19 protein-coding genes, 1 pseudogene and 1 other annotated feature are annotated in these 18,463 nt (G+C 43.0%); of the genes and pseudogenes, 5 read left to right on the top strand and 15 right to left on the bottom strand.

What is annotated here, in order from left to right; all coding sequences use genetic code 11:
* Positions 1-157: 157 nt before the first annotated feature.
* The 3 genes from FQV28_RS01810 to FQV28_RS01800 form a co-directional block, all read right to left on the bottom strand.
* Complete coding sequence (locus FQV28_RS01810; RefSeq protein WP_146493892.1) at positions 158-1,222, bottom strand: DmpA family aminopeptidase; 1,065 nt, start codon at positions 1,220-1,222, stop codon at positions 158-160.
* A gap of 144 nt (positions 1,223-1,366) precedes the next feature.
* Positions 1,367-2,389 carry a zinc-binding alcohol dehydrogenase family protein gene (locus tag FQV28_RS01805; RefSeq protein WP_146493899.1) on the bottom strand — a complete coding sequence of 341 codons (1,023 nt, stop codon included), beginning with the start codon at positions 2,387-2,389 and terminating at the stop codon, positions 1,367-1,369.
* 40 nt (positions 2,390-2,429) lie between these two features.
* Complete coding sequence (locus FQV28_RS01800) at positions 2,430-4,031, bottom strand: pyruvate oxidase (protein ID WP_146493891.1); 1,602 nt, start codon at positions 4,029-4,031, stop codon at positions 2,430-2,432.
* A gap of 183 nt (positions 4,032-4,214) precedes the next feature.
* On the opposite strand from FQV28_RS01800, the pseudogene FQV28_RS01795 reads away from it, so the two are divergent.
* Positions 4,215-4,440, top strand: a pseudogene (locus tag FQV28_RS01795) (SDR family NAD(P)-dependent oxidoreductase); the annotation flags it as partial.
* An 85-nt stretch (positions 4,441-4,525) separates the two neighbouring features.
* On the opposite strand, the gene FQV28_RS01790 reads toward FQV28_RS01795, so the two are convergent.
* From FQV28_RS01790 to guaC, 8 genes are all read right to left on the bottom strand, one after another.
* Positions 4,526-5,293: a sporulation protein gene (locus tag FQV28_RS01790; protein ID WP_146493890.1), complete on the bottom strand. Its 768-nt coding sequence runs from the start codon at positions 5,291-5,293 to the stop codon at positions 4,526-4,528.
* Positions 5,294-5,479: 186 nt separating this feature from the next.
* The gene (locus FQV28_RS01785) at positions 5,480-6,247 is read right to left on the bottom strand and encodes a sporulation protein (RefSeq protein WP_146493889.1); all 768 of its coding nucleotides are present in this window, start codon (positions 6,245-6,247) and stop codon (positions 5,480-5,482) included.
* 175 nt (positions 6,248-6,422) lie between these two features.
* Positions 6,423-6,815, bottom strand: a complete 393-nt coding sequence (locus FQV28_RS01780; protein ID WP_146493888.1) for a hypothetical protein — start codon at positions 6,813-6,815, stop codon at positions 6,423-6,425.
* A gap of 29 nt (positions 6,816-6,844) precedes the next feature.
* Positions 6,845-7,654: an MBL fold metallo-hydrolase gene (locus tag FQV28_RS01775; RefSeq protein WP_146493887.1), complete on the bottom strand. Its 810-nt coding sequence runs from the start codon at positions 7,652-7,654 to the stop codon at positions 6,845-6,847.
* A 41-nt stretch (positions 7,655-7,695) separates the two neighbouring features.
* Positions 7,696-8,193, bottom strand: a complete 498-nt coding sequence (locus FQV28_RS01770) for a hypothetical protein (protein ID WP_146493886.1) — start codon at positions 8,191-8,193, stop codon at positions 7,696-7,698.
* A gap of 11 nt (positions 8,194-8,204) precedes the next feature.
* Positions 8,205-8,564 carry a hypothetical protein gene (locus FQV28_RS01765; protein WP_146493885.1) on the bottom strand — a complete coding sequence of 120 codons (360 nt, stop codon included), beginning with the start codon at positions 8,562-8,564 and terminating at the stop codon, positions 8,205-8,207.
* 160 nt (positions 8,565-8,724) lie between these two features.
* Positions 8,725-10,359, bottom strand: coding sequence for a methionine--tRNA ligase (metG, locus tag FQV28_RS01760; protein WP_146493884.1), 1,635 nt, complete (start codon positions 10,357-10,359; stop codon positions 8,725-8,727).
* Between the two features lie 50 nt (positions 10,360-10,409).
* Positions 10,410-10,668: a binding site (T-box leader), on the bottom strand.
* 128 nt (positions 10,669-10,796) lie between these two features.
* Complete coding sequence (gene guaC / locus FQV28_RS01755) at positions 10,797-11,780, bottom strand: GMP reductase (RefSeq protein WP_146493883.1); 984 nt, start codon at positions 11,778-11,780, stop codon at positions 10,797-10,799.
* Between the two features lie 192 nt (positions 11,781-11,972).
* On the opposite strand from guaC, the gene FQV28_RS01750 reads away from it, so the two are divergent.
* The 3 genes from FQV28_RS01750 (at position 11,973) to FQV28_RS01740 (ending at position 13,838) form a co-directional block, all read left to right on the top strand.
* A complete protein-coding gene (locus tag FQV28_RS01750) occupies positions 11,973-12,782 on the top strand; it encodes an alpha/beta fold hydrolase (RefSeq protein WP_146493882.1) in 810 nt (269 codons plus the stop codon).
* 165 nt (positions 12,783-12,947) lie between these two features.
* The gene (locus tag FQV28_RS01745) at positions 12,948-13,607 is read left to right on the top strand and encodes a hypothetical protein (protein WP_146493881.1); all 660 of its coding nucleotides are present in this window, start codon (positions 12,948-12,950) and stop codon (positions 13,605-13,607) included.
* Positions 13,608-13,634: 27 nt separating this feature from the next.
* Positions 13,635-13,838, top strand: a complete 204-nt coding sequence (locus tag FQV28_RS01740; protein WP_146493880.1) for a hypothetical protein — start codon at positions 13,635-13,637, stop codon at positions 13,836-13,838.
* A 47-nt stretch (positions 13,839-13,885) separates the two neighbouring features.
* On the opposite strand, the gene FQV28_RS01735 is transcribed toward FQV28_RS01740, so the two are convergent.
* The 4 genes from FQV28_RS01735 to FQV28_RS01720 all read right to left on the bottom strand — a co-directional run bounded on the left by FQV28_RS01735 (position 13,886) and on the right by FQV28_RS01720 (position 17,677).
* Positions 13,886-14,479, bottom strand: coding sequence for a class I SAM-dependent methyltransferase (locus tag FQV28_RS01735; protein WP_146493898.1), 594 nt, complete (start codon positions 14,477-14,479; stop codon positions 13,886-13,888).
* 116 nt (positions 14,480-14,595) lie between these two features.
* A complete protein-coding gene (locus FQV28_RS01730) occupies positions 14,596-16,026 on the bottom strand; it encodes a carbon starvation CstA family protein (RefSeq protein WP_146493879.1) in 1,431 nt (476 codons plus the stop codon).
* Between the two features lie 240 nt (positions 16,027-16,266).
* Positions 16,267-16,791 (bottom strand): divergent PAP2 family protein, encoded by a 525-nt coding sequence (locus FQV28_RS01725; RefSeq protein ID WP_146493897.1) that lies wholly within the window; start codon positions 16,789-16,791, stop codon positions 16,267-16,269.
* Between the two features lie 175 nt (positions 16,792-16,966).
* Entirely contained in the window at positions 16,967-17,677 is a 711-nt protein-coding gene (locus tag FQV28_RS01720; protein WP_146493878.1) for a GDSL-type esterase/lipase family protein, read from the bottom strand.
* 233 nt (positions 17,678-17,910) lie between these two features.
* On the opposite strand from FQV28_RS01720, the gene FQV28_RS01715 reads away from it, so the two are divergent.
* Positions 17,911-18,432, top strand: a complete 522-nt coding sequence (locus tag FQV28_RS01715; RefSeq protein ID WP_146493877.1) for a GNAT family N-acetyltransferase — start codon at positions 17,911-17,913, stop codon at positions 18,430-18,432.
* The last annotated feature ends 31 nt before the right edge of the window (positions 18,433-18,463 follow it).

Genomic DNA, 18,463 nt, shown 5'->3' with positions numbered 1-18,463 from the left:
TGGATAGAATCGCTTGGTTGATCCCTTTTTTGAACCCATACAGAAAAACACCTCCAATTTGTCGTGGATAACTACATACGACGATGGCGGTGTTTTTTCCTTGTCTCATTTTATTGGGTCACTCTAAAAAGATGAGCGGGGTTTCTCTTGAAAACTGTTAATACAAAGAGATGCTGAATTTTTCAATCAAATCTTTGAGAGCCGGCCTTTCGTTGCCTTCACGCCCGACCACTGCTTCTGCCGTGATCAAACTATTGAGGACCGCTTCTTCTGCAGCTTCTCCGATGGCTCGGAATGCCAAATCGAGGTCTTCTTCATGAATGCACGGCAAAGTTCTACGTTCTGCCGGCTTTTGATGCGGAATTCTAGTAGCAGTCGAAAATCCAATGACAATCTCTCCGCTGCCGTGCGTAATGATAGAGCCGGTTCGTGATAAGCCAGCAACCGCCCGGTTAAGAATTCGGTTCAATTGCCTTTCGGAAACAGGAAGGTCTGTAGAGACGATGATCATAACAGAGCCTTTATCTTTTTCTTCCTGCTCTTGCAAAATTTCTTTCTTCAATTTCTGGCCGACCGCCTGGCCATTTATGCGCAAGTCGCTCAGCATGCCAAAATTCGACAGCACCAATACCCCCATCGTATAGACCTCTCCGTCCAACTCCATCAGCCGTGAAGCGGAACCGATGCCGCCTTTCAGCGAATAACAGAGCATCCCCCTACCTGCACCTGCTGCCCCTTCTTGGAATTCTGCGGATGCGCTTTTTAATGCCTGCAGCACATGTTCCCTTTTTACCGATTTCGCACGTATATCGTTCAAAAACATATCGTTGCATTCGCCGATGACGGGATTGACCGTGCCTGTAGTAACACCTATTTCCGGATTTTCCTCGAGCATGTAATCGATCAACGTGTCCGCCGCCGTCCCGATGCTCAGCGTGTTCGTCAGCAAAATCGGTGTCTCGAGCGTTCCGAGTTCTTGCAGCTGAATGGTGCCCATCGTTTTCCCAAAACCGTTGATCACATGGCTTGAAGCAATCAATTTTTCCTTAAAAACACTGCCGGAATGCGGCAGGATGGCAGTCACTCCAGTTTGGACATCCCCATTGCTCAGCGTCGCATGGCCGACGGTTACTCCTTCAACATCAGTAATTGCATTCAACGGCCCCGGTTCTAAACTGCCGATCTTTACTCCGTAGTCACGAATCCTTTTTTGGTTCAGCAAACAAAGCACCCTCTATTCTATGTATTGGCATAAAGATTTTTTCTTAATTCGCTTATAGTTTTCCTTACTATATCAAGAAGACAAAAAAACAAGCAATGCTTCTCCAGAAACTATTGGAGAAACATTGCTTTTTCTTCTCATTGTTTATGGTTCAATCGGACCATCCAAAACAATTTTGCCAATAGTCCGGCCGGACATTAATTTTCCGTAGGCTTGTTTCAAATTGGAGGAGTTGATAGGCGACATGCGTTCGGTCATTGTAGTTTTAACTTTGCCGGCGTCCACCCAATCCGCCAGTTCATCCAGCAATTCATGCTGGACAATCATGTCATCCGTGTGGAACATGGAACGGGTATACATCAGTTCATAGGCAAATGTCACACTCTTTGAAAAAAGAGCAATATCCAATGGTTTTTGGGTCGGCAAAATTGAGCAGATTTTTCCTTGAGGCAAAATCACTTTCGCCATATTGGACATATGGTCATCGACATTGGTCAAGCAAAAAATATAGTGGACACCGCCTAATCCCAACGATTGAAGCTGCAGCTCGAACGGTTCCATGTGGTTGATCGTGTAATCGGCTCCGTGCTCCATTGCCCATTCTTTCGTTTCCGGCCGTGAAGCTGTGCCTATCACCGTCAACCCTACTTGTTTAGCTATTTGAGTTGCAATTGATCCGACGCCGCCAGCCGCTCCAATGATCAAGATGCTTTTCCCTGCATTGTCTTCCACACGGCGAGAAATGCCTAAACGGTCAAAGTACGCTTCAAATGCCGTAAGGCTTGTGAGCGGAAGTGCCGCTGCTTCTGCAAAATCCAGGCTTTTCGGCTTCTTGCCGACCAGCCGCTCGTCAACAAGATGAACTTCGCTATGGCCGCCAGGCGCTATTGTTGTTCCAGCATAAAACACTTCATCTCCTGTTTTAAACACTGTACAATCTTCCCCTGTTTCCACAACCACGCCTGCAACGTCGCGGCCGACAATGGTCAATGAATCATCATTTTCATCTTTTGCGTCGCGCGTCCGGAAGTCAGTAGGATTCACCGATACGGCCCGAACTTCAACAAGCAAGTTTCTTCCTGTCGGAACTGGCCGGTCGACGTCAATATATTCAAATGTCGGCGGCTCTGATTTTGGTCCCGGTTTATAGAAGCCGAGTGCTTTCATAGATTTTTCAGTCAATGGGCTTCGCCTCTCTTTCGCAAATTTATTCGATTGGGGATATATCTTCGACATATGCATCAATTATAACAGGCTTTAGGCTTTGTTTCGCTTTTGCCAACGCGGCACTCAGCTCAGCTCGATTTTTACATGTATATCCCTCTCCCCCGCATGCGGCCGCAAACGCTGCATAATCAATATTGGCGATTTCAATATTTGTTGGGGTATTGCCTTTGTCCTGTTGTTCGTGCTCAATCAGCTGGATTTTTTGGTTATTGAAAATGACGATAGTCATCGGCAAATCGTATTTAACGGCTGTTACAAAATCCTGCATGCCCATGGAAAATCCACCGTCCCCTGTCAGTGCAATAACTTGCTTGTCCGGATAAGCGATTTTCGCCGCAATGGCACCGGGCAATCCGCACCCCATAGTTGCGAGCCAAGCGGACAAGACAAACTTTTGCCGGGAAAGTTTCAAATAACGTGCCGTCCAAATGGTGACACTTCCTACATCAAGTGAAACGACAGCATCCGGATCAAGTACGTTTTGAACTTCAGCCAATACATGCTGCGGCTGCAAGATATCGGTTTCTTTTTCCATATCCGCTTGCATTTCTTCTTGCCAATCCATCCGTTTTTCCATGTACTTCTTTAAAAAACTGTCATCTTTCGGTTCCGCTTGAGCAGCAAGCAAAGAAATTGCCGGTTTCAGCTCACTTGCAATGCCAACTGTGGCTGGATAGTATTTGCCGATCACTTTCGGATCGATATCAATTTGAATAGCCGGAGCGTTTGTCGGAAGAAACTGGCGATATGGATATGCCGTACCGGCTAAGATGACTAAATCGGCTTCTTTCATTGCATCTTCTGCGGGCTTGGTTCCCAGCTGGCCTAAATGCCCAAGGTTTTGCGGGTGGTCATCCGGTATAATGCCTTTCGAGGGGAAAGAAGCGATCAAGGGCGCCTTAATCTTTTCTGCAAATGACAATACTTCCGCTACGGCTCCTTTAGCCCCTTTTCCGGCAAGAATGACCGGCTTTCTTGACGCATTTACCAACTGCGCGGCTTCCGCCAAATCTTCTTCGGACGGCCGCATTTTCGGCGCAGCATAAACAGCGGAAGTGCGTGGTTCGTTGCGCTTTATTTTTGCGGAAAACAGATCATCTGAAACGATTAATACTGCCGGCCCATTTTCCGCATATGCTGTCCGGATTGCTTGGTTCAGCATATCCGGCAGCTGTTCCGCCGACTGGACCCGCCGGTTGTAGACCGCAGCATCTTCAAACATCGCTTCGAGTTGCAGTTCCTGGAAATTGTCGGTCCCAACTTTCGTGCTTTCCACTTGTCCTACTATTGCCAATACCGGCGTTTTATCTTTCTTTGCATCATATAGCCCGTTCTGCAGATGGACCGCACCTGGCCCGGCGATGGAAAGGCAGACGCCGATTTTCCCGGTCAGTTTGGAAAAGGCAGCGGCTGCAAGGGCACCTGTCTCCTCATGCCGGATTTGAATAAAGCGGATCGTTTGCTCTTTCCGCAATTCCTCCATAAATTCATTGATCGAATCTCCAGGCATTCCATAGATATGGTCGATGTTCCATTCTTTTAAAAGGTCAATAGCATAACTTCCTGCAGTGCGATCGAACATGGCAATTCCTCCTTTTGATTGATGACAGCAATTTGTTCACCTGAGAAATTTCTCTTCATCCCATGAATTTACCTCTAACATCCCCTTTTTAAACAATAGCTTGTCCATAGCCGGGTCGATTTGAATGCGCGCCTGAATTTCCACATCTTTTTTCATCGGTTCGCACACTTGGGCATGCCGATCCTTGAACATGGCCATGGATCTATCGTCAACAACATTTCGCTTATACGGAGCCCGTGCACCTGCTGCTTACATTGCCTCTAAAAATGCAGTTGTAGGTCTGATCCAAAGTCCAGCATTTATGTATGCCGATAAAAATATCCGATGCAATGGTATCGCACCTGGAGCGGTCATCACGAATATCGGCAGTAGGATGACCCTCATCAATGAAATTGGAGCTGGACGGCGTATTGATATATTCTATATAAGAACTTACAGAAAACGGCCATTTGCATGAAGATCTTTGCAAATGGCCGTTTTTATTTTAAGACGGATCATCGAAGCTTTCTTAACAAGAGCTCTTGCACATGGTTTGCAACAACATTGATAGCTGGAACGTCGCCATAACGATAATGCAGAGAAAGTTCAGGGTCATTTTTATCCATTGCCTTGGCAAGAAGATTTGTTTCTCCAATTCCATTCGGAGCAAGTTGAAAATAAGCAGCAGTTCCTGCACTGTCCGAGATAAGAACCAATTCCAGCTCCTCAAATCCCTTCTTAAAACTTCCTCCAGCGTAAAACTCAAACTCCTGAATTACACCGCTGTAGGTGCGGCGGCTTTTTAGATTGACTGCTTTTTTAATGGAAAAATCCAATTGCTGAACAGCAGACAGCACTCGCTCAGCTGCTTCTGTCCCGATCACTTGAATATAATTCTTGTCTCTTGGGTCGCATTGAAAAGCTACGTCCAATATAGTCTTTAACCATACTTCAATTCTTTTGACAGTCATCGGCGCTTCAAGAGATAAGAAAAATGAAAATGGAATGGTTTTTTCCCCGTTTGGAGTGATGGTGAAGGGTTCACTGACCTTTACTCGTTGGATTTCAACTTCCTGCATTATTTTTTGATCATCTTTTTTTGTCAATACAGAGGTCATTACTGAAAGATACACGCCCTCGATTTTTTGTTCTGCTTCGCCGCCTAACACATACACTTCACCTGATATGGATTTTCCTTGTCTTACCTTTACTTCCTTGATATACGTGTCCACTTTTGCATTTCCAATTCCGGCAGTTGCTTTTACTTTATCGGAAACAGGCATAAATATCCCCTCCTCAGTTATCTGTATTTTCAATCTATTGTACCATTTTTCACCTTCTGTTTTATAAAGAATATGTAAAGTTCAACGGTGCCAGAGGCTGTAATAGATTTATTACGATAATAAATGATGCATCTAAGAAAGCGAAAAAACCGGAAGAGAGCAAGTCTCTTCCAGTTTTATGTGTGTTTACCGAACATTCCGGAGAAGAACGTCCCGAAGCTCGCGGGCCAATTCTGTAACGCTCGATGTGTCTCGTTTTTCTATACGCATCGAAAGCCTGGATTCGTCCATATCCAACGCTTGTGCCAGCAAACCGCCTAACCCTTTCGCTTTATGGTCCATTTCGATAAATACCGTTGTGCCGGTTGTGTCAGAAAGGAAAATCACTTCAAGTTCGGTGAAATGTTTTCGGAAGTCCGGGCTTGGGTAAAATTCAAATTCTTGCACTAAACCACTTTTTGTCTGCCTGCTCTTCAAGTTGGTAACTGATTTCAGCGTGAATCCGAGTTCCTGAATTGCAGCCAGCATTTTTTCCGCAGCTTCCGTTCCCGCCACTTTGATTCCATCTTTATCTTTTGGATCGACTGCGAATGGAACGTCCAATACGGTATCCAGCCAAACTTCGCTTTTGCCGGTGGTTATTGGGGCTTCGTAAGATAAAGTAAACGAAAAAGGCAAAACTTTTTCTTCTTTCGCCCCGATTGTCAAAGCTTCACTTACTTTAACACGCTGGATCTGAAAATCTTGCCGGTATTTCCGGTCATCATGCTCTACTAATACCGATGTTTCCACAGAAATCGAAATCGAGTTGATCTGCTGTTCTACTGAACCGCCTTTTATTACAACTTCACCGGCCACTTGGCCGCCTTGTTTTGCTGTCGAATTGCTAATACGCGTATCCACTTTTGCATTGCCTATCCCTGCACTTGCTTTTACCTTATCAAATAATGACATCGTACTCCTCCTTATGTTTTCATATAAGACTTTTTTAAAACCTTTTTCTGCTATACCCGGACAATCTGTATATTTACGATTTTCTTTCTGCAAAGTTTCATCCAAGGCATATCTTTAACTAAATTTTTTGGACAAGCAAATAAAAGAATGCCGATCCCGTGGGATCGGCATTCTTTTACTTCTCTATCATTTCCAAGGTTTGGATCTTCTTTAGTTTAATGTACTGGATACTCTTTAAACTTTCGATAATTTCACCATAGGGTAAATTGGATACGCTAATTACATCATCAATAAAATAATAATAAGTCATATGGGTTAATTCTTTGCCGTTTTTAAGTTTTAGCGAAATAAGCTGCCCGCTTTTTAAGGTTTTTAGATAAGGGTATTTTTTAATAATTTCTTTTTCTTTGATTTCCTCTAACTTTTTGTTTATAACCCAGTCTACAATTAGAAAAATTGATATCCCGACTACTACTGTCCACCAGCCATAAGATTTATAAAAGTATTTAGCAGTAGAAGAAAGACCCCAAAAAAGGGCAAACCTTGATAGCCAGTAAAAATACTTCATATGTATCCTTTCCAAAAAAAGTGAATTTGCTACGTGCTGAATAACTCCCCATTTATCGCATCGATGTATCTTTGGGCTGATTTTTGAATCTGCTCATTTGCGTTTTCTCTCATAGTCCTGTGAAAAGCATCATACACGCGATAAAATTCCACGGATTTTAACTGCTCCGCCATGCGCCTGACTATTTTTGCCGGCAAAGGCAAAAAGTTAGGATAACTATACATGAAAGAGGCCCAGCTAGGATCTGCCATCACCCGCACAACGTCTCCGGTAAACAAATGGCTATTTTTCCACTGCAAAATAGCAGCCCCCTTGAAATGGCCGCCTAGCCGGTGAAGCACCAGCCCTCCATGGACTTCATACGTTTCGCCTGACCAGAAGATAAGCTGTTCGCTTGGACGGGTAACCCATTTCCGGTCATCTTCATGGATGTAGATTGGTGCATCAAATACTTCAGCCCATTCAACTTGAGTGGAATAATGATGCGGATGCGACAAAGCAATTGCCTGGATTCCTCCTAATTCTTTGACACTTTCAATGGTCGGTGAGTCAAGAAGCGTGATGCAATCCCATAACATATTGTAACCATCCTCATGGATCAAATAAGCGGTTTGCCCAATAGCAAAATTAGGAGAGGTACGGATGCTGTAAATTCCTGGCTCGTCCTGAGTGAAATTGTTGCGAAAGTCCCCTGTTTCGACCATCGCCTGCAAAGTAGTCCAGCTTTGCCCATTCGGATTAACATACTGGCGTTCCTCGTTGCAGATCAGGCATTGCTCAGGTTCATTTGCAGAGAAATCGTATTGGACACCACAAGTTTCGCAAATATAATTCTCCATTAAAATCCTCCTTTACAAAAATTAAAATCACCTCTTCTGCCTCAACAAGATTCGGGCAGACTGATCAAGAAATTCAAGTCAAATCCATCAGCAGCCAATATCCGTAAATCGGAAACGGTCAGGGCCATTAAAATTGACGATCCAAAATCTTGTGAAGTACAGAGGGATTCGCCTTCTTCACTAAGAACGTCAAAATGAAAAAATGGTGTAAGCCGGTCTTCGGATTTATGGATATTATGAAGCACATAGTTTTTTACGTTATGATTTAATTCCACTTCGAGTATGCTCATGCCATCCAAGTCAATTGTTAATTTTGATTGTTTGGCGAGTTGCTTGACCTTTTTAATGCCGAATCCGGAATAGCCATTTCTTGCAGACAAGTCGCCAGACCAGTATTTGAATGTAACCGAATTGCCTTTCTCAAAGAACAGATAGGCAAGCTGGCACCATAAGACTTTAATTTTCCCTGCTCTCATCTCGCTATTTTCCTGCACATCAACTGGAAGGCTTGTGTCTAAGCGATACGTATACGCTATCATGGGCGTCCCGCCTATCTGTATTGTTCCTCAAAGATCATTTTAAAACGGGGCGTGAAAGTGAATTCTATTATATTTTGATAGATTTCGGATTCTCCGTGGAATAATCGAACCTTCTTTTGGATCAAATCATCTATCAATTCGAACTTTTGGACGGAGCGCAATTCCATAAAAAACAAAGTTTCTTGTGTTTCTTTATGCTTGACCATCAGGATAAATCTGTCATAGAACGGGGAGACTATGACCCCGAAGACTTCATTATCATTTTCATATGAAAATGTAGATGTATCATAATAGAAGATTTCCGTTTCCGCTTCTCTCTTCGGTTTTGACCCAAAAAATGAGATCAACTTTTCTTCTTCCGGTACATCCATTGATTCCATCACTCCATCTAAGTTTTATTCTTAACCTTGCCGACTTCAGTAGAAAGAAAATTAGGACATTTCCTTATTTAAGTTTATCATCTTGCTTCGAACAAACAATAGAGAGTTTAAGCTTTCGTCTTTCGAAAATACCGAAAATCCAGCTTTCCTATTAGTTGGATTGGCTAATAAGTTGTTCAAGTTCCTCGTCGATTCTTTTGACGTCGTACCGTTCAAATAGCGGCTTAATGTCCGAAACTTCGGCTGTTTCATTGTGTATTAATTCCCACTTTAAATTTGTCATTCCTAATGTTGCTTTCACCTCATTTGTAGAGAATGGCAAGAACGGGTGCAAAAGCTGGACCAGGTTGTTGATAATCAACATGCATGTAGCAATTGTCTTTTCGCAAGATGCAGGGTTGCTTTTCACCTCTTTCCACGGTTCTTTTTCGTCAAAATACTTGTTTGCGAGACGGACAAAATTAAATATAGTTTCCAACGCTTGTTTCATATGCCCTTTTTCAATATAACTGCCTGCCTGTTTGTATAAACTTGCAAGTTTCTCCTCAATTTCTGGATCGACTGCCGCTTGAGGAATAGCCCCGCCATAGCTTTTCTGAATAAACTTCAATGTCCGATTGACAAAATTGCCATATGCGCCGAGGAGTTCGCTATTGTGGCTATAAATAAACTCCCGCCACGAAAAATCTGTGTCGCGGTTTTCCGGTGCATTGACGCTTAGAAAATAGCGGATCGAGTCGGGGTGATAGCGTTTTAACACATCGGGCACCCAGACTGCCCAGTTTTTGCTTGTCGATAACTTCTTTTTCTCGAGCGTCAAGTATTCGTTTGACACAATATGGGTCGGCAAACCTGGTACGTGGATCCCTTTTAAAATTGCTGGCCATATTATGGTATGGAATGGAATATTGTCTTTGCCATGGACATAATATGCCTTTGCATCTTCCTGCCAAAACGCCCCATCGTCTTTTTTATAGAGAGCCGCCCATTCTTTGCTGGCAGAATAATAACCTGAAACGGCCTCGATCCATACATAGATTTTCTTGTCTTCGTACCCTTCCACCGGCAAACTGACGCCGTTTGGCAAATCACGTGACACTGCCCGGTCCACCAATCCCTCATTCAAATACCTCTCAGTCAGGTTGATGGCGTTTTCGCGCCACCTTTTTTCGTCTTTTGCGTTTTCTGCATACTGCTCCAGCTCCTTTTGAAAAAGACTCAATTCAAAATAAAAATGCTCTGTTTTCTTGACAGTCGGCGGGTTGCCGCAAATTTTACACGTTGGTTCCAACAAATCCAGGGCGTCCAGTATTGTCGAACAGTTATCACATTGGTCTCCCCGAGACTGGGCTCCGCAAACCGGACATATTCCCTCAACAAAACGGTCGGGCAGAAATTGCTTGTCAAACTCGCAATACGTCTGTTCGATTTCCTTTTTGTAGATATAGCCATTATGCTGTAACTCTAAAAAAACATTTTGGACTACTTGATGATGAAAAACGGCATCCGTCCGTGTGTACAAATCGTATGAAAATCCAAGATCCTGAAAACTCTTTTGGAATTCAGCGTGATAGCGGTCGGCAATTTCCTTGACCGGCACACCTTCTTGGCTGGCTCTGATGGAAATAGGCGTTCCGTTGCAGTCGCTGCCCGATACATACAACACGTCCTCCCCTTTTAACCGGTAATACCTGGCCAAAATATCACCTGGCAGCAATGCGGCGATATGGCCAAGATGCAACGAGCCATTAGCATATGGCCATGCCCCTCCAATCAATACATTCATCCGACTCACTCCTTTTTAAGTAATAAAAAACCCCGTCTTTATCATATCCTGATAAAGACGGGGTTCTCCCGCGGTTCCACTTTAATTCGCCGCCTATTTGCATAGGCAGCCTCTGTAAGTACCAAAAATTCTGTACTGTGGCTTTGATAACAAGTGCCCATACTTGTCGCATCCTACTGTTTCCATGAGGAATTGTTCAGTGCGAAGCTCCGGGGCCATTTTTCGATTGCGCATCTCCGCTTCTTTTCAGCTGCCGAAGCTCTCTGTAAAAAATGCCATCAATTTACTTTTCCCCATCAATGCTTTTGTTTTTACATATTATATCAAATATTAAAACTGAATCAATCCATTTTTCCTGCAACTTCACTTTTATACTGGAATCACCTAAAAAGAGCAGCCGATTTTTACGGCTGCTCTTACTGTTAAGTTGGTTAATTTTAATATACTTTATCTCCGTTGAAGATCGAGTTTTTCACGATGACGTAATCCACGTTGCGGATTGACATTAATTTGTCGCCCCCTGCATAAGAGATGGAAGACTGCAAATCCTGCTCCATTTCAACCAAAGTATCTTTCATTGAACCCTTGAATTCAACGTACATTTTCTTGCCTTCAACGTTTTTCTTCTCGCCTTTTTGAAATTCGGAAGCAGAGCCAAAATATTCTTTTAGCAGCTTGCCATCTTTTTCTACAGTCTGGCCAGGAGATTCTTCATGCCCCGCAAAGAGCGAGCCGATCATGACCATCGAAGCTCCGAACCGGACCGACTTGGCAATATCGCCGTGCGTCCGGATGCCTCCGTCCGCGATGATCGGTTTGCTTGCAGCTTTAGCACACCAGCGCAGCGCAGCCAATTGCCAGCCGCCTGTGCCAAAACCTGTTTTGATTTTTGTGATACAGACCTTACCTGGTCCAATGCCCACTTTAGTTGCATCCGCTCCTGCGTTTTCGAGTTCGCGGACGGCCTCTGGCGTACCAACATTCCCGGCAATCACAAAGCTGCCAGGCAACTGTTTTTTGATGTGCTTAATCATGTCAATAACGGAATTTGAATGCCCATGGGCAACGTCAATAGTGATGTATTCAGGTGTAACGCCTTCCTCTACCAACTGTTGTACAAAGTCATATTCTTCAGGTTTCACTCCGACACTGATCGAAGCATAAAGGCCACGTTCTTGCATTTCTTTTGCAAACGCAAGGCGCTTTTCAGGTTCAAAACGGTGCATTATATAAAAGTAGTTGTTTTCGGCTAAAAAAGTTGCAATCTTCTCATCTACGATCGTCTGCATATTTGCTGGCACGACAGGAAGTTTAAAAGTGCGTCCGCCAAATTCTACTGATGTATCGCATTCCGTACGGCTATTTACCACTGCTTTTGCAGGAACCAACTGAATATCTTCGTAATCAAACACATTATCCATAATTAACACTCCTAAATCCGAATGATTTATCGTTTTTTAACTCATAATGTTCGTCCATATGATAATGTACTCTATTTAGAGATGAATGTCAAAACATCTTTTCCCCTCGTGATTTACTGCCTTTCTTGAAGCATGCTTGTTTGGCCAATAAGACCGAAGGATATAGAAAGGTAACTAAAAGGGGGTAAAACTGTGGCATATTTTGTGAAAGTCGAGAATGGCGTAAACATTTATGTGGAAGATTTCGGGTATGGCCAGCCGGTCGTTTTCCTTCATCCTTGGCCGCTGAACCACAATTTTTTTGAAAGGCAAGCCAGTGTTTTGGCTCAAAATGGGTTTCGTTTTATCGGAATTGATCTTCGCGGATTCGGAAAATCTGACAAGCCTTGGACTGGCTACGATTTTGATACACTTGCAAGCGATGTGAAAAAAGTCATTGATGCCCTACACCTTCATAAACTTGTGCTCATCGGCTTTTCAATTGGCGCTCCGATCGCAATCCGATTCTTGACTTTGTACGGTGGAGAAAAGGTCTCAAAATTGCTGTTGATTTCAGCTGCTGCCCCTTCCTATACACAACGGAAAGGCTGTAAATATGGAAAAAAGCGAAAAGAAGTGGATCTATTGATTAGCCGGATTCAACAGGACCGCCCTCGCCAAATGGCGTTATATACAAAAATGTATTTTTACAAAAGAAAATCAAAGGAATTTAGGACTTGGTTCCATTCACTTGGCATGGAGTCGGGTGCCCATTCTATGATCCACTCCATGGCCACTTTAAGAGACGACGATGTTCTTGGTGAACTGGGCTCAATAGCCACGCCTACTGCTATCTTTCACGGAAAAAATGACAGGTCCTGCTCCTTTCGATTGGCACAAGAGTTGAAAAAGAAGATTCCCCATTCAATTCTAGTACCGTTTCACAAAAGCGGCCATGGCCTCAACTGGGATGAACCTGAAAAGTGCAATGAGGAAATGATTCGGTTCTTAAAAAATGTTTGAATCAAGCACTGAAATTTCTTGCACGCTGCAACATTTTGGAAAATGTTCAGAAAAAAATAAGCTGCTGAACTTTGTATTAAGGGCTTTGGCTCGTATACAAAATGATATCTTTATGTTAATCTATAGTAAATTTATGACTGAAAATTCTGATAAGGAGGATCGAACATGCTGAAGGCCGAGATTAGGTATTTAATGGTCTTCATTCTTTTGGTGTCTTCTTCTTTTGCCACGCAAGCATCGGCAAATACTAACCAAGAGAAGGTTGTATTCAACGAAAGCATTGAAGTCATGGGGGAAGCATACACAGCGAGCCAGGTGGACGATGGAGTCAAAGTAACGACCACTATCATTGGCGCAAAAGACAAGGTTGTGGTTGTGCGTGATAAAGTGGAAGATGAATTCATTTCAGTCGCTTCAGAACAATGGACGCTTCAGGAGGAAAAAATAGAACTTCAGAAGCTAAATCAATCCAGTTTGAAAGAAGAAGTTAAGGGAAATGCATTTTCAGGGGATGTAAAAGGAAATTGGGTATACGGCAAGTGGCGCTATTATACAATCGAGATTCCGGACAAGGCCGCAGCTATCACCATAACAGCTTTGCTATGCTCTTACATTCCCTATATCGGAAAAGTGGTTGGCGCGATTGCTTCACTTGTCCTAATTTATGGGGTAGACACTGGATATTTCGGCGCTAAACGGGATTACAAGCTTTTAAACGCTAACTACATGATGGAAAAGCAACAACTTAAAATGTTTGAGAAAAGCAATTACACGAAACTGATCAAAAATGAAACCAAGGAGTCAGCAAGCTTAGTTGGCAACTGACTGGGACATCCCAAGGAGGCGGATGGTTTGTTCACAGCGAAAGAAAATCGCCGGCTGGTCATTTTAACATATATAGCGTTGACAGTCGGCATGATCCTGATTTACTTCCTGTTTCCGGACAACATCTACAAAATTCCTGCCATCATTATTTATCCGTTTATTTGCTGGTTGCCATTTGATTTGAAATGGCTCAATAGCAAAAGAAGAAAGCACCAGGCGTCCCGTTTATAAAAAAAGGAGCAGCTTTTTATTGGCTGCTCCTTTACTGTGAATCCCGTTTATTTCGAGGCCTCATCAATATTGATCCGCTTCACTTCTTTTATATTGGAGCATTCGATCGCTAAAAACAGACCATAGAAATAAGAGTCGACTTTGGAAATGGAAAAATCAGATTGCTTCAGTAGTTCAAGTGTATCGCGGTTCAAATGGCAGCCATCGCAAACTTTTTTCCATGCTGGTGTCAGAAAATCCTGAGTTTTCCCTAACATCTTATGATCCATCCGGACGTGTTCAAATAGCAGGAAAGTGGCATCAGATTTGCTTACACGCTTGATTTCCTGAAGTGCTTTAGCGGGTTCCGGAATAGTGCAAAACACTAGCGTTGCAACAACCGCGCCAAAAGAATCATCAGGGAACGGGAGTTTTTCAGCTGAAGCTAAATACGTTTCAATAGAAGCTATGGCAGCATCTTTCCGTTTTTTTGTTTGGTTCATCATTAAAGGATTTGGTTCTATGGCGTCCACATGCACCCCTCTTTCATAATATGGGAAATTTACGCCAGTGCCCGATCCAATTTCCAACACCCTCCCCCTCGCTTTTTTCACGAGGGAAGTTCGTATTTTTTTAAATCGATTGAGTTCCAGCGGAGCCATTACTACGTCGTAATTTGCGGAAACAACTTCCCCATCCGTCTTCACCTCCAGCCATTCTTTATCTAGAATGATACCTGAAACCCAAAAGAAAGCGGACTCATTTGAGTCCGCTTTCTTTATTCAACAGCGACAGAAGTTTCAACCTCGTCGTCCCTGTTTTTCTTCGCTTTAATATAAAACATGGCTACAACAATAGCGGTTAATCCTAATCCGATGATAAACGAAGTATTCAAGTCCATATTGAAGCCAATTTTCTGGTTTAAAATATAGACAAATACCATATAGGTGATGAATAGAGCTGGTGCCATTGCCACTAAATAATTCTTTCCTTGAATGTACAGGTACATCGCTGCAATCCATAATGCAATGGCAGCGGTCGCTTGGTTGGCCCAAGAGAAATATCTCCATAACAAGTTAAAATCGATTTGTGTCAGCAAAGCAGATAAAATGAACAACGGTACAGCAATCATCAAACGTTTCACCAGCTTTTGCTGATCCACTTTAATGTAATCAGCGATGATCGAACGTGCCGCTCGGAAAGCCGTGTCCCCTGATGTGATTGGAAGAACAATTGCGCCTAGCACCGCGATTGTTCCGCCGACTGCCCCAAGCAAAGTCATAGACACTTCATTGACAACAGCAGAAGGCGTACCAGAATTGATGATGCCGCTCAAAGTTTGGCCGTCGAAAATGCTCATGGCGGCAGCTGCCCAAATCATGGCGATAACCCCTTCTGCAATCATCATGCCGTAAAAAATGTAGCGGCCTTGCGATTCTTTTTCAACCGTCCGGGATATAATCGGCGATTGCGTAGCATGGAATCCGGACAACGCTCCACAAGTGATCGTGAAAAACAGCATCGGGAAAATCGGCAGATCCGCCGGATGCATGTTCGTAAGCGATAGCTCAGGAATGCGGTAATCCGATAACAGAAGCGCGATGCCGACCCCTGCAGTACCGATCAATAAGATGGCTCCAAAATACGGATACAGCCGGCCAATAATTTTATCAATTGGTAAAATGGTAGATAAGAAATAGTAGATGAATATAGCTGTGATAATTATGCCTACCGTTACTTTGCCATTCATCAAGAGAGCCAGCAAGGAAGCAGGCGTTGTGACAAACACGGTTCCGACCAAAAGAAGCAATAATAGAGCGAAGAAGTTCACTATGTGCCTTGATACTGCTCCAAGAAACTTCCCTGCCAAATCTGGAATATGGGCTCCTTTGTTGCGGATTGAAATCATTCCGGTTAAATAATCATGGACTGCCCCCGCAAAAATTGAGCCAAGTACTATCCATAAAAACGCAACGGGCCCGTATAGCGCTCCCATGATTGGCCCGAAAATCGGTCCTGTCCCAGCAATGTTCAATAGTTGAATAAGCGCATTTTTCTGTTTGTGCATAGGAACAAAATCAATGCCATCAGCATTTGCATAAGCGGGGGTTTTACGGGATTCAGTAGGATCAAATAATTTTTCAATAAATTTACCGTATGTAAAATAAGAAATAATTAATAAAGCTATTGCCACAAAAAAAGTTATCATATTCTTCACTCCACTTTCATTTTCTAGAAAACGCTTTCAATACTACTTAAATAAAAAGAAATTTGCGTGGAATTCTTCTCCTCTCCTTCAGGATTTGGCCATTTGTCACCATTTGTTTATTTATTCTAACATTATATCAAGAGAATGTCTTATTTCTTCAAAATATCTCAATTAATTTTTTGCAAATTTAAAAGCCGCTGCAGAAAGCAACGGCTTTGGCAGATCCTAGCTTAACCAAAATTACTGTGTCCGGTAACCGGTTGCCAATCTTTTTTGGGCGCGTTTTTTGTTCCTTCTTTCGTCATTCTCTATTTTTGCAGATATGAGGCCAAGAACTACGCCAAATAATGCTCCTCCAAAAACTTCAATCGGCTGGTGGCCCAAAAGCTCTTTAAGTTCTTTTTCACGCTTCACGAATGTCATACTCGGAAAATCGCCTGATATGGAAACGAAACTGTCTTCCAAGTCATTTACAAGCTGAGCGATCTCACCGGTGTGCCGGCGAATCCCTTGCGCATCGTACATCACAATCGTTCCAAAAACGACTGCCAAAGCCGTTTCGGTATGCCTCGCTCCTTTGTTCGCCGCCACATAAGATGCCAAGGCAGATACGCCGGCTGAGTGGGAACTAGGCATACCGCCAGTCGTGAATGCTTGTTTCCAGTCCCATACACCTGTCAACTTTTTATGGGTCACAATTTTTAAAGCTTGGGCAATGCCAATCGCCGATAAAGAAGTTACAATGCCTCGATTCATTTTATCCATTTTCACCATACTGTCCATTTCCCTCGACCTCCGCTCTATGTATCGAATGCCCTCAAGTAAAAAAATCTACTTTCCGTCTTCAATACCCCTATTCCACTCTTTTTATGCGGAAATAGTTGAAAAACCTTTTTTTGGAATGCATAAAAAAAGAACAGCGCAAACTTTGCGCCATTCCTTAATTTTGTGAAGGTTTTCCTGCTTGATCTTGTAAAGAGAAATCAATGCCTGTAGTCTTCAAAGTTTTCATCAGCAATTCGTGCATTAGCTTATATCCATCCTCATTCGGATGGATGGCATCTAGCCAAATAGATGGATTCTTGCCCATAATATCTGTCCGGGAAATGATGACTCCATCTTCGCCAATTGCTGTATTCCAAATGCGAAAAAGTAAATTGGTAAAGCCGAAGTATTGGAATTCCTTCTTCATGGAGTTATATAGATTGTTCTGGACGATCAAAACATCTTCGTTTAAGCTGCGGATATGTTGATATATGTCCAGCAAATTTTTTCGGTAAGTCCTTTTTAACTGCGAAAACTGGCGGACCAAGCCTTTTGCTCCGCTATTGCGGAATCCCCGAAGCAAATCGTTGCCTCCGATATTCAATAACACCATATCAGCTGAACTTAAATAACGGTCCCAGCTTCCTGAACGCAGCCGGTCAATCAAGCCTTTGCTTGTTAACCCATTGATGCCAAGATTGGTAACGGTACATCCCGCAAATGTTTCTTTTAAATGTTTTGCAATGCCGCCTTTTGTGCCGTAGCCATACGCGACAGAGTCACCTAAGATGACAATATTTTTTATGTGAAATTGTTTTTGTCTATGGTCAAAAGATGCTAATGGCGCTCCTCTAAAAAGGGCGCCAGGTCGAATATTCTTTTTCAATCTGCTTCATCCCTTTCATTTTGCTTATCCTTATTTTAACATAATTTAGGCTGTTCAGCGATTAGGACGCACCGCTTTCTTGATGCAATAGATTGAGATTTGCGTTGCTTTAAAACCTTTTTTGAAACTGTTGTTCATCAATTAATCAAAGACGGTTTTCGGTTTTATATTTGCAGCGCTCCTCCATCTTCTTGCATACTAGGTATAGATAAAACCACAAAGGGCTGGTGGCTATGGAATTCAGGAAAGTAAAAAGAGCAGATACCGACCAAACAAACAATTTGTTTACTGCTTGTTTATCCAAATTGCTTGTCAGTGAGAATATCCAAGAAGAAGGCTTGCTTGAAAACGAAGTGGCCCGTCTGCAAAAAAACGTGGAGCAAAGCTTTGACCAACCAGAGCAGCTATTTTTTATAGCAGAAAAAGATGGCACGGTCGCGGGTACGATCGCACTTTCCCAGCCCGGCCCGATGATTTCTTCGGCAATTGCCTTGCCAAGAGGCTGCTTAGAGATTGGGTGTGTCTATGTCCGGCCCGAATTCCAGCGACAAGGGATCGGCAAATTCATGCTGCAGAGAGCTCAAAGTGAATTAGAATGGCTGAACCGGCCCTTCTATTGTTTAGACGCGGGCTTTCCAAGTTCTCAAAGATACTGGAAATCAATTTTAGGAGAGCCGGGTTTTGTTTTGAAAGATTATTGGGGACCTGGAAAACCTCATATGTTTTGGCTGAAAAACCTGAATGAAAAAAGCTGAATTCCTTTTAGGAACTCAGCTTTTCAAAACA

It is taken from the genome of Planomicrobium sp. CPCC 101079, from assembly GCF_007859275.1.
Classification (GTDB): Bacteria; Bacillota; Bacilli; order Bacillales_A; family Planococcaceae; genus Planococcus.
This window is presented reverse-complemented; position numbering and strand designations above follow the sequence as displayed.

Bases quoted from the DNA above. Each gene is read 5' to 3' on its own strand.
- FQV28_RS01785 (WP_146493889.1), bottom strand. From the start codon at position 6,247: ATGTCATTATTTGATAAGGTAAAAGCAAGTGCAGGGATAGGCAATGCA.
- FQV28_RS01765 (WP_146493885.1), bottom strand. From the start codon at position 8,564: ATGGATGTACCGGAAGAAGAAAAGTTGATCTCATTTTTTGGGTCAAAA.
- metG (WP_146493884.1), bottom strand. From the start codon at position 10,359: ATGAATGTATTGATTGGAGGGGCATGGCCATATGCTAATGGCTCGTTG.
- FQV28_RS01715 (WP_146493877.1), top strand. From the start codon at position 17,911: ATGGAATTCAGGAAAGTAAAAAGAGCAGATACCGACCAAACAAACAAT.
- guaC (WP_146493883.1), bottom strand. From the start codon at position 11,780: ATGGATAATGTGTTTGATTACGAAGATATTCAGTTGGTTCCTGCAAAA.
- FQV28_RS01745 (WP_146493881.1), top strand. From the start codon at position 12,948: ATGCTGAAGGCCGAGATTAGGTATTTAATGGTCTTCATTCTTTTGGTG.
- FQV28_RS01725 (WP_146493897.1), bottom strand. From the start codon at position 16,791: ATGGATAAAATGAATCGAGGCATTGTAACTTCTTTATCGGCGATTGGC.
- FQV28_RS01730 (WP_146493879.1), bottom strand. From the start codon at position 16,026: ATGATAACTTTTTTTGTGGCAATAGCTTTATTAATTATTTCTTATTTT.
- FQV28_RS01800 (WP_146493891.1), bottom strand. From the start codon at position 4,031: ATGTTCGATCGCACTGCAGGAAGTTATGCTATTGACCTTTTAAAAGAA.
- FQV28_RS01770 (WP_146493886.1), bottom strand. From the start codon at position 8,193: ATGATAGCGTATACGTATCGCTTAGACACAAGCCTTCCAGTTGATGTG.
- FQV28_RS01805 (WP_146493899.1), bottom strand. From the start codon at position 2,389: ATGAAAGCACTCGGCTTCTATAAACCGGGACCAAAATCAGAGCCGCCG.
- FQV28_RS01775 (WP_146493887.1), bottom strand. From the start codon at position 7,654: ATGGAGAATTATATTTGCGAAACTTGTGGTGTCCAATACGATTTCTCT.
- FQV28_RS01735 (WP_146493898.1), bottom strand. From the start codon at position 14,479: ATGGCTCCGCTGGAACTCAATCGATTTAAAAAAATACGAACTTCCCTC.
- FQV28_RS01780 (WP_146493888.1), bottom strand. From the start codon at position 6,815: ATGAAGTATTTTTACTGGCTATCAAGGTTTGCCCTTTTTTGGGGTCTT.
- FQV28_RS01790 (WP_146493890.1), bottom strand. From the start codon at position 5,293: ATGCCTGTTTCCGATAAAGTAAAAGCAACTGCCGGAATTGGAAATGCA.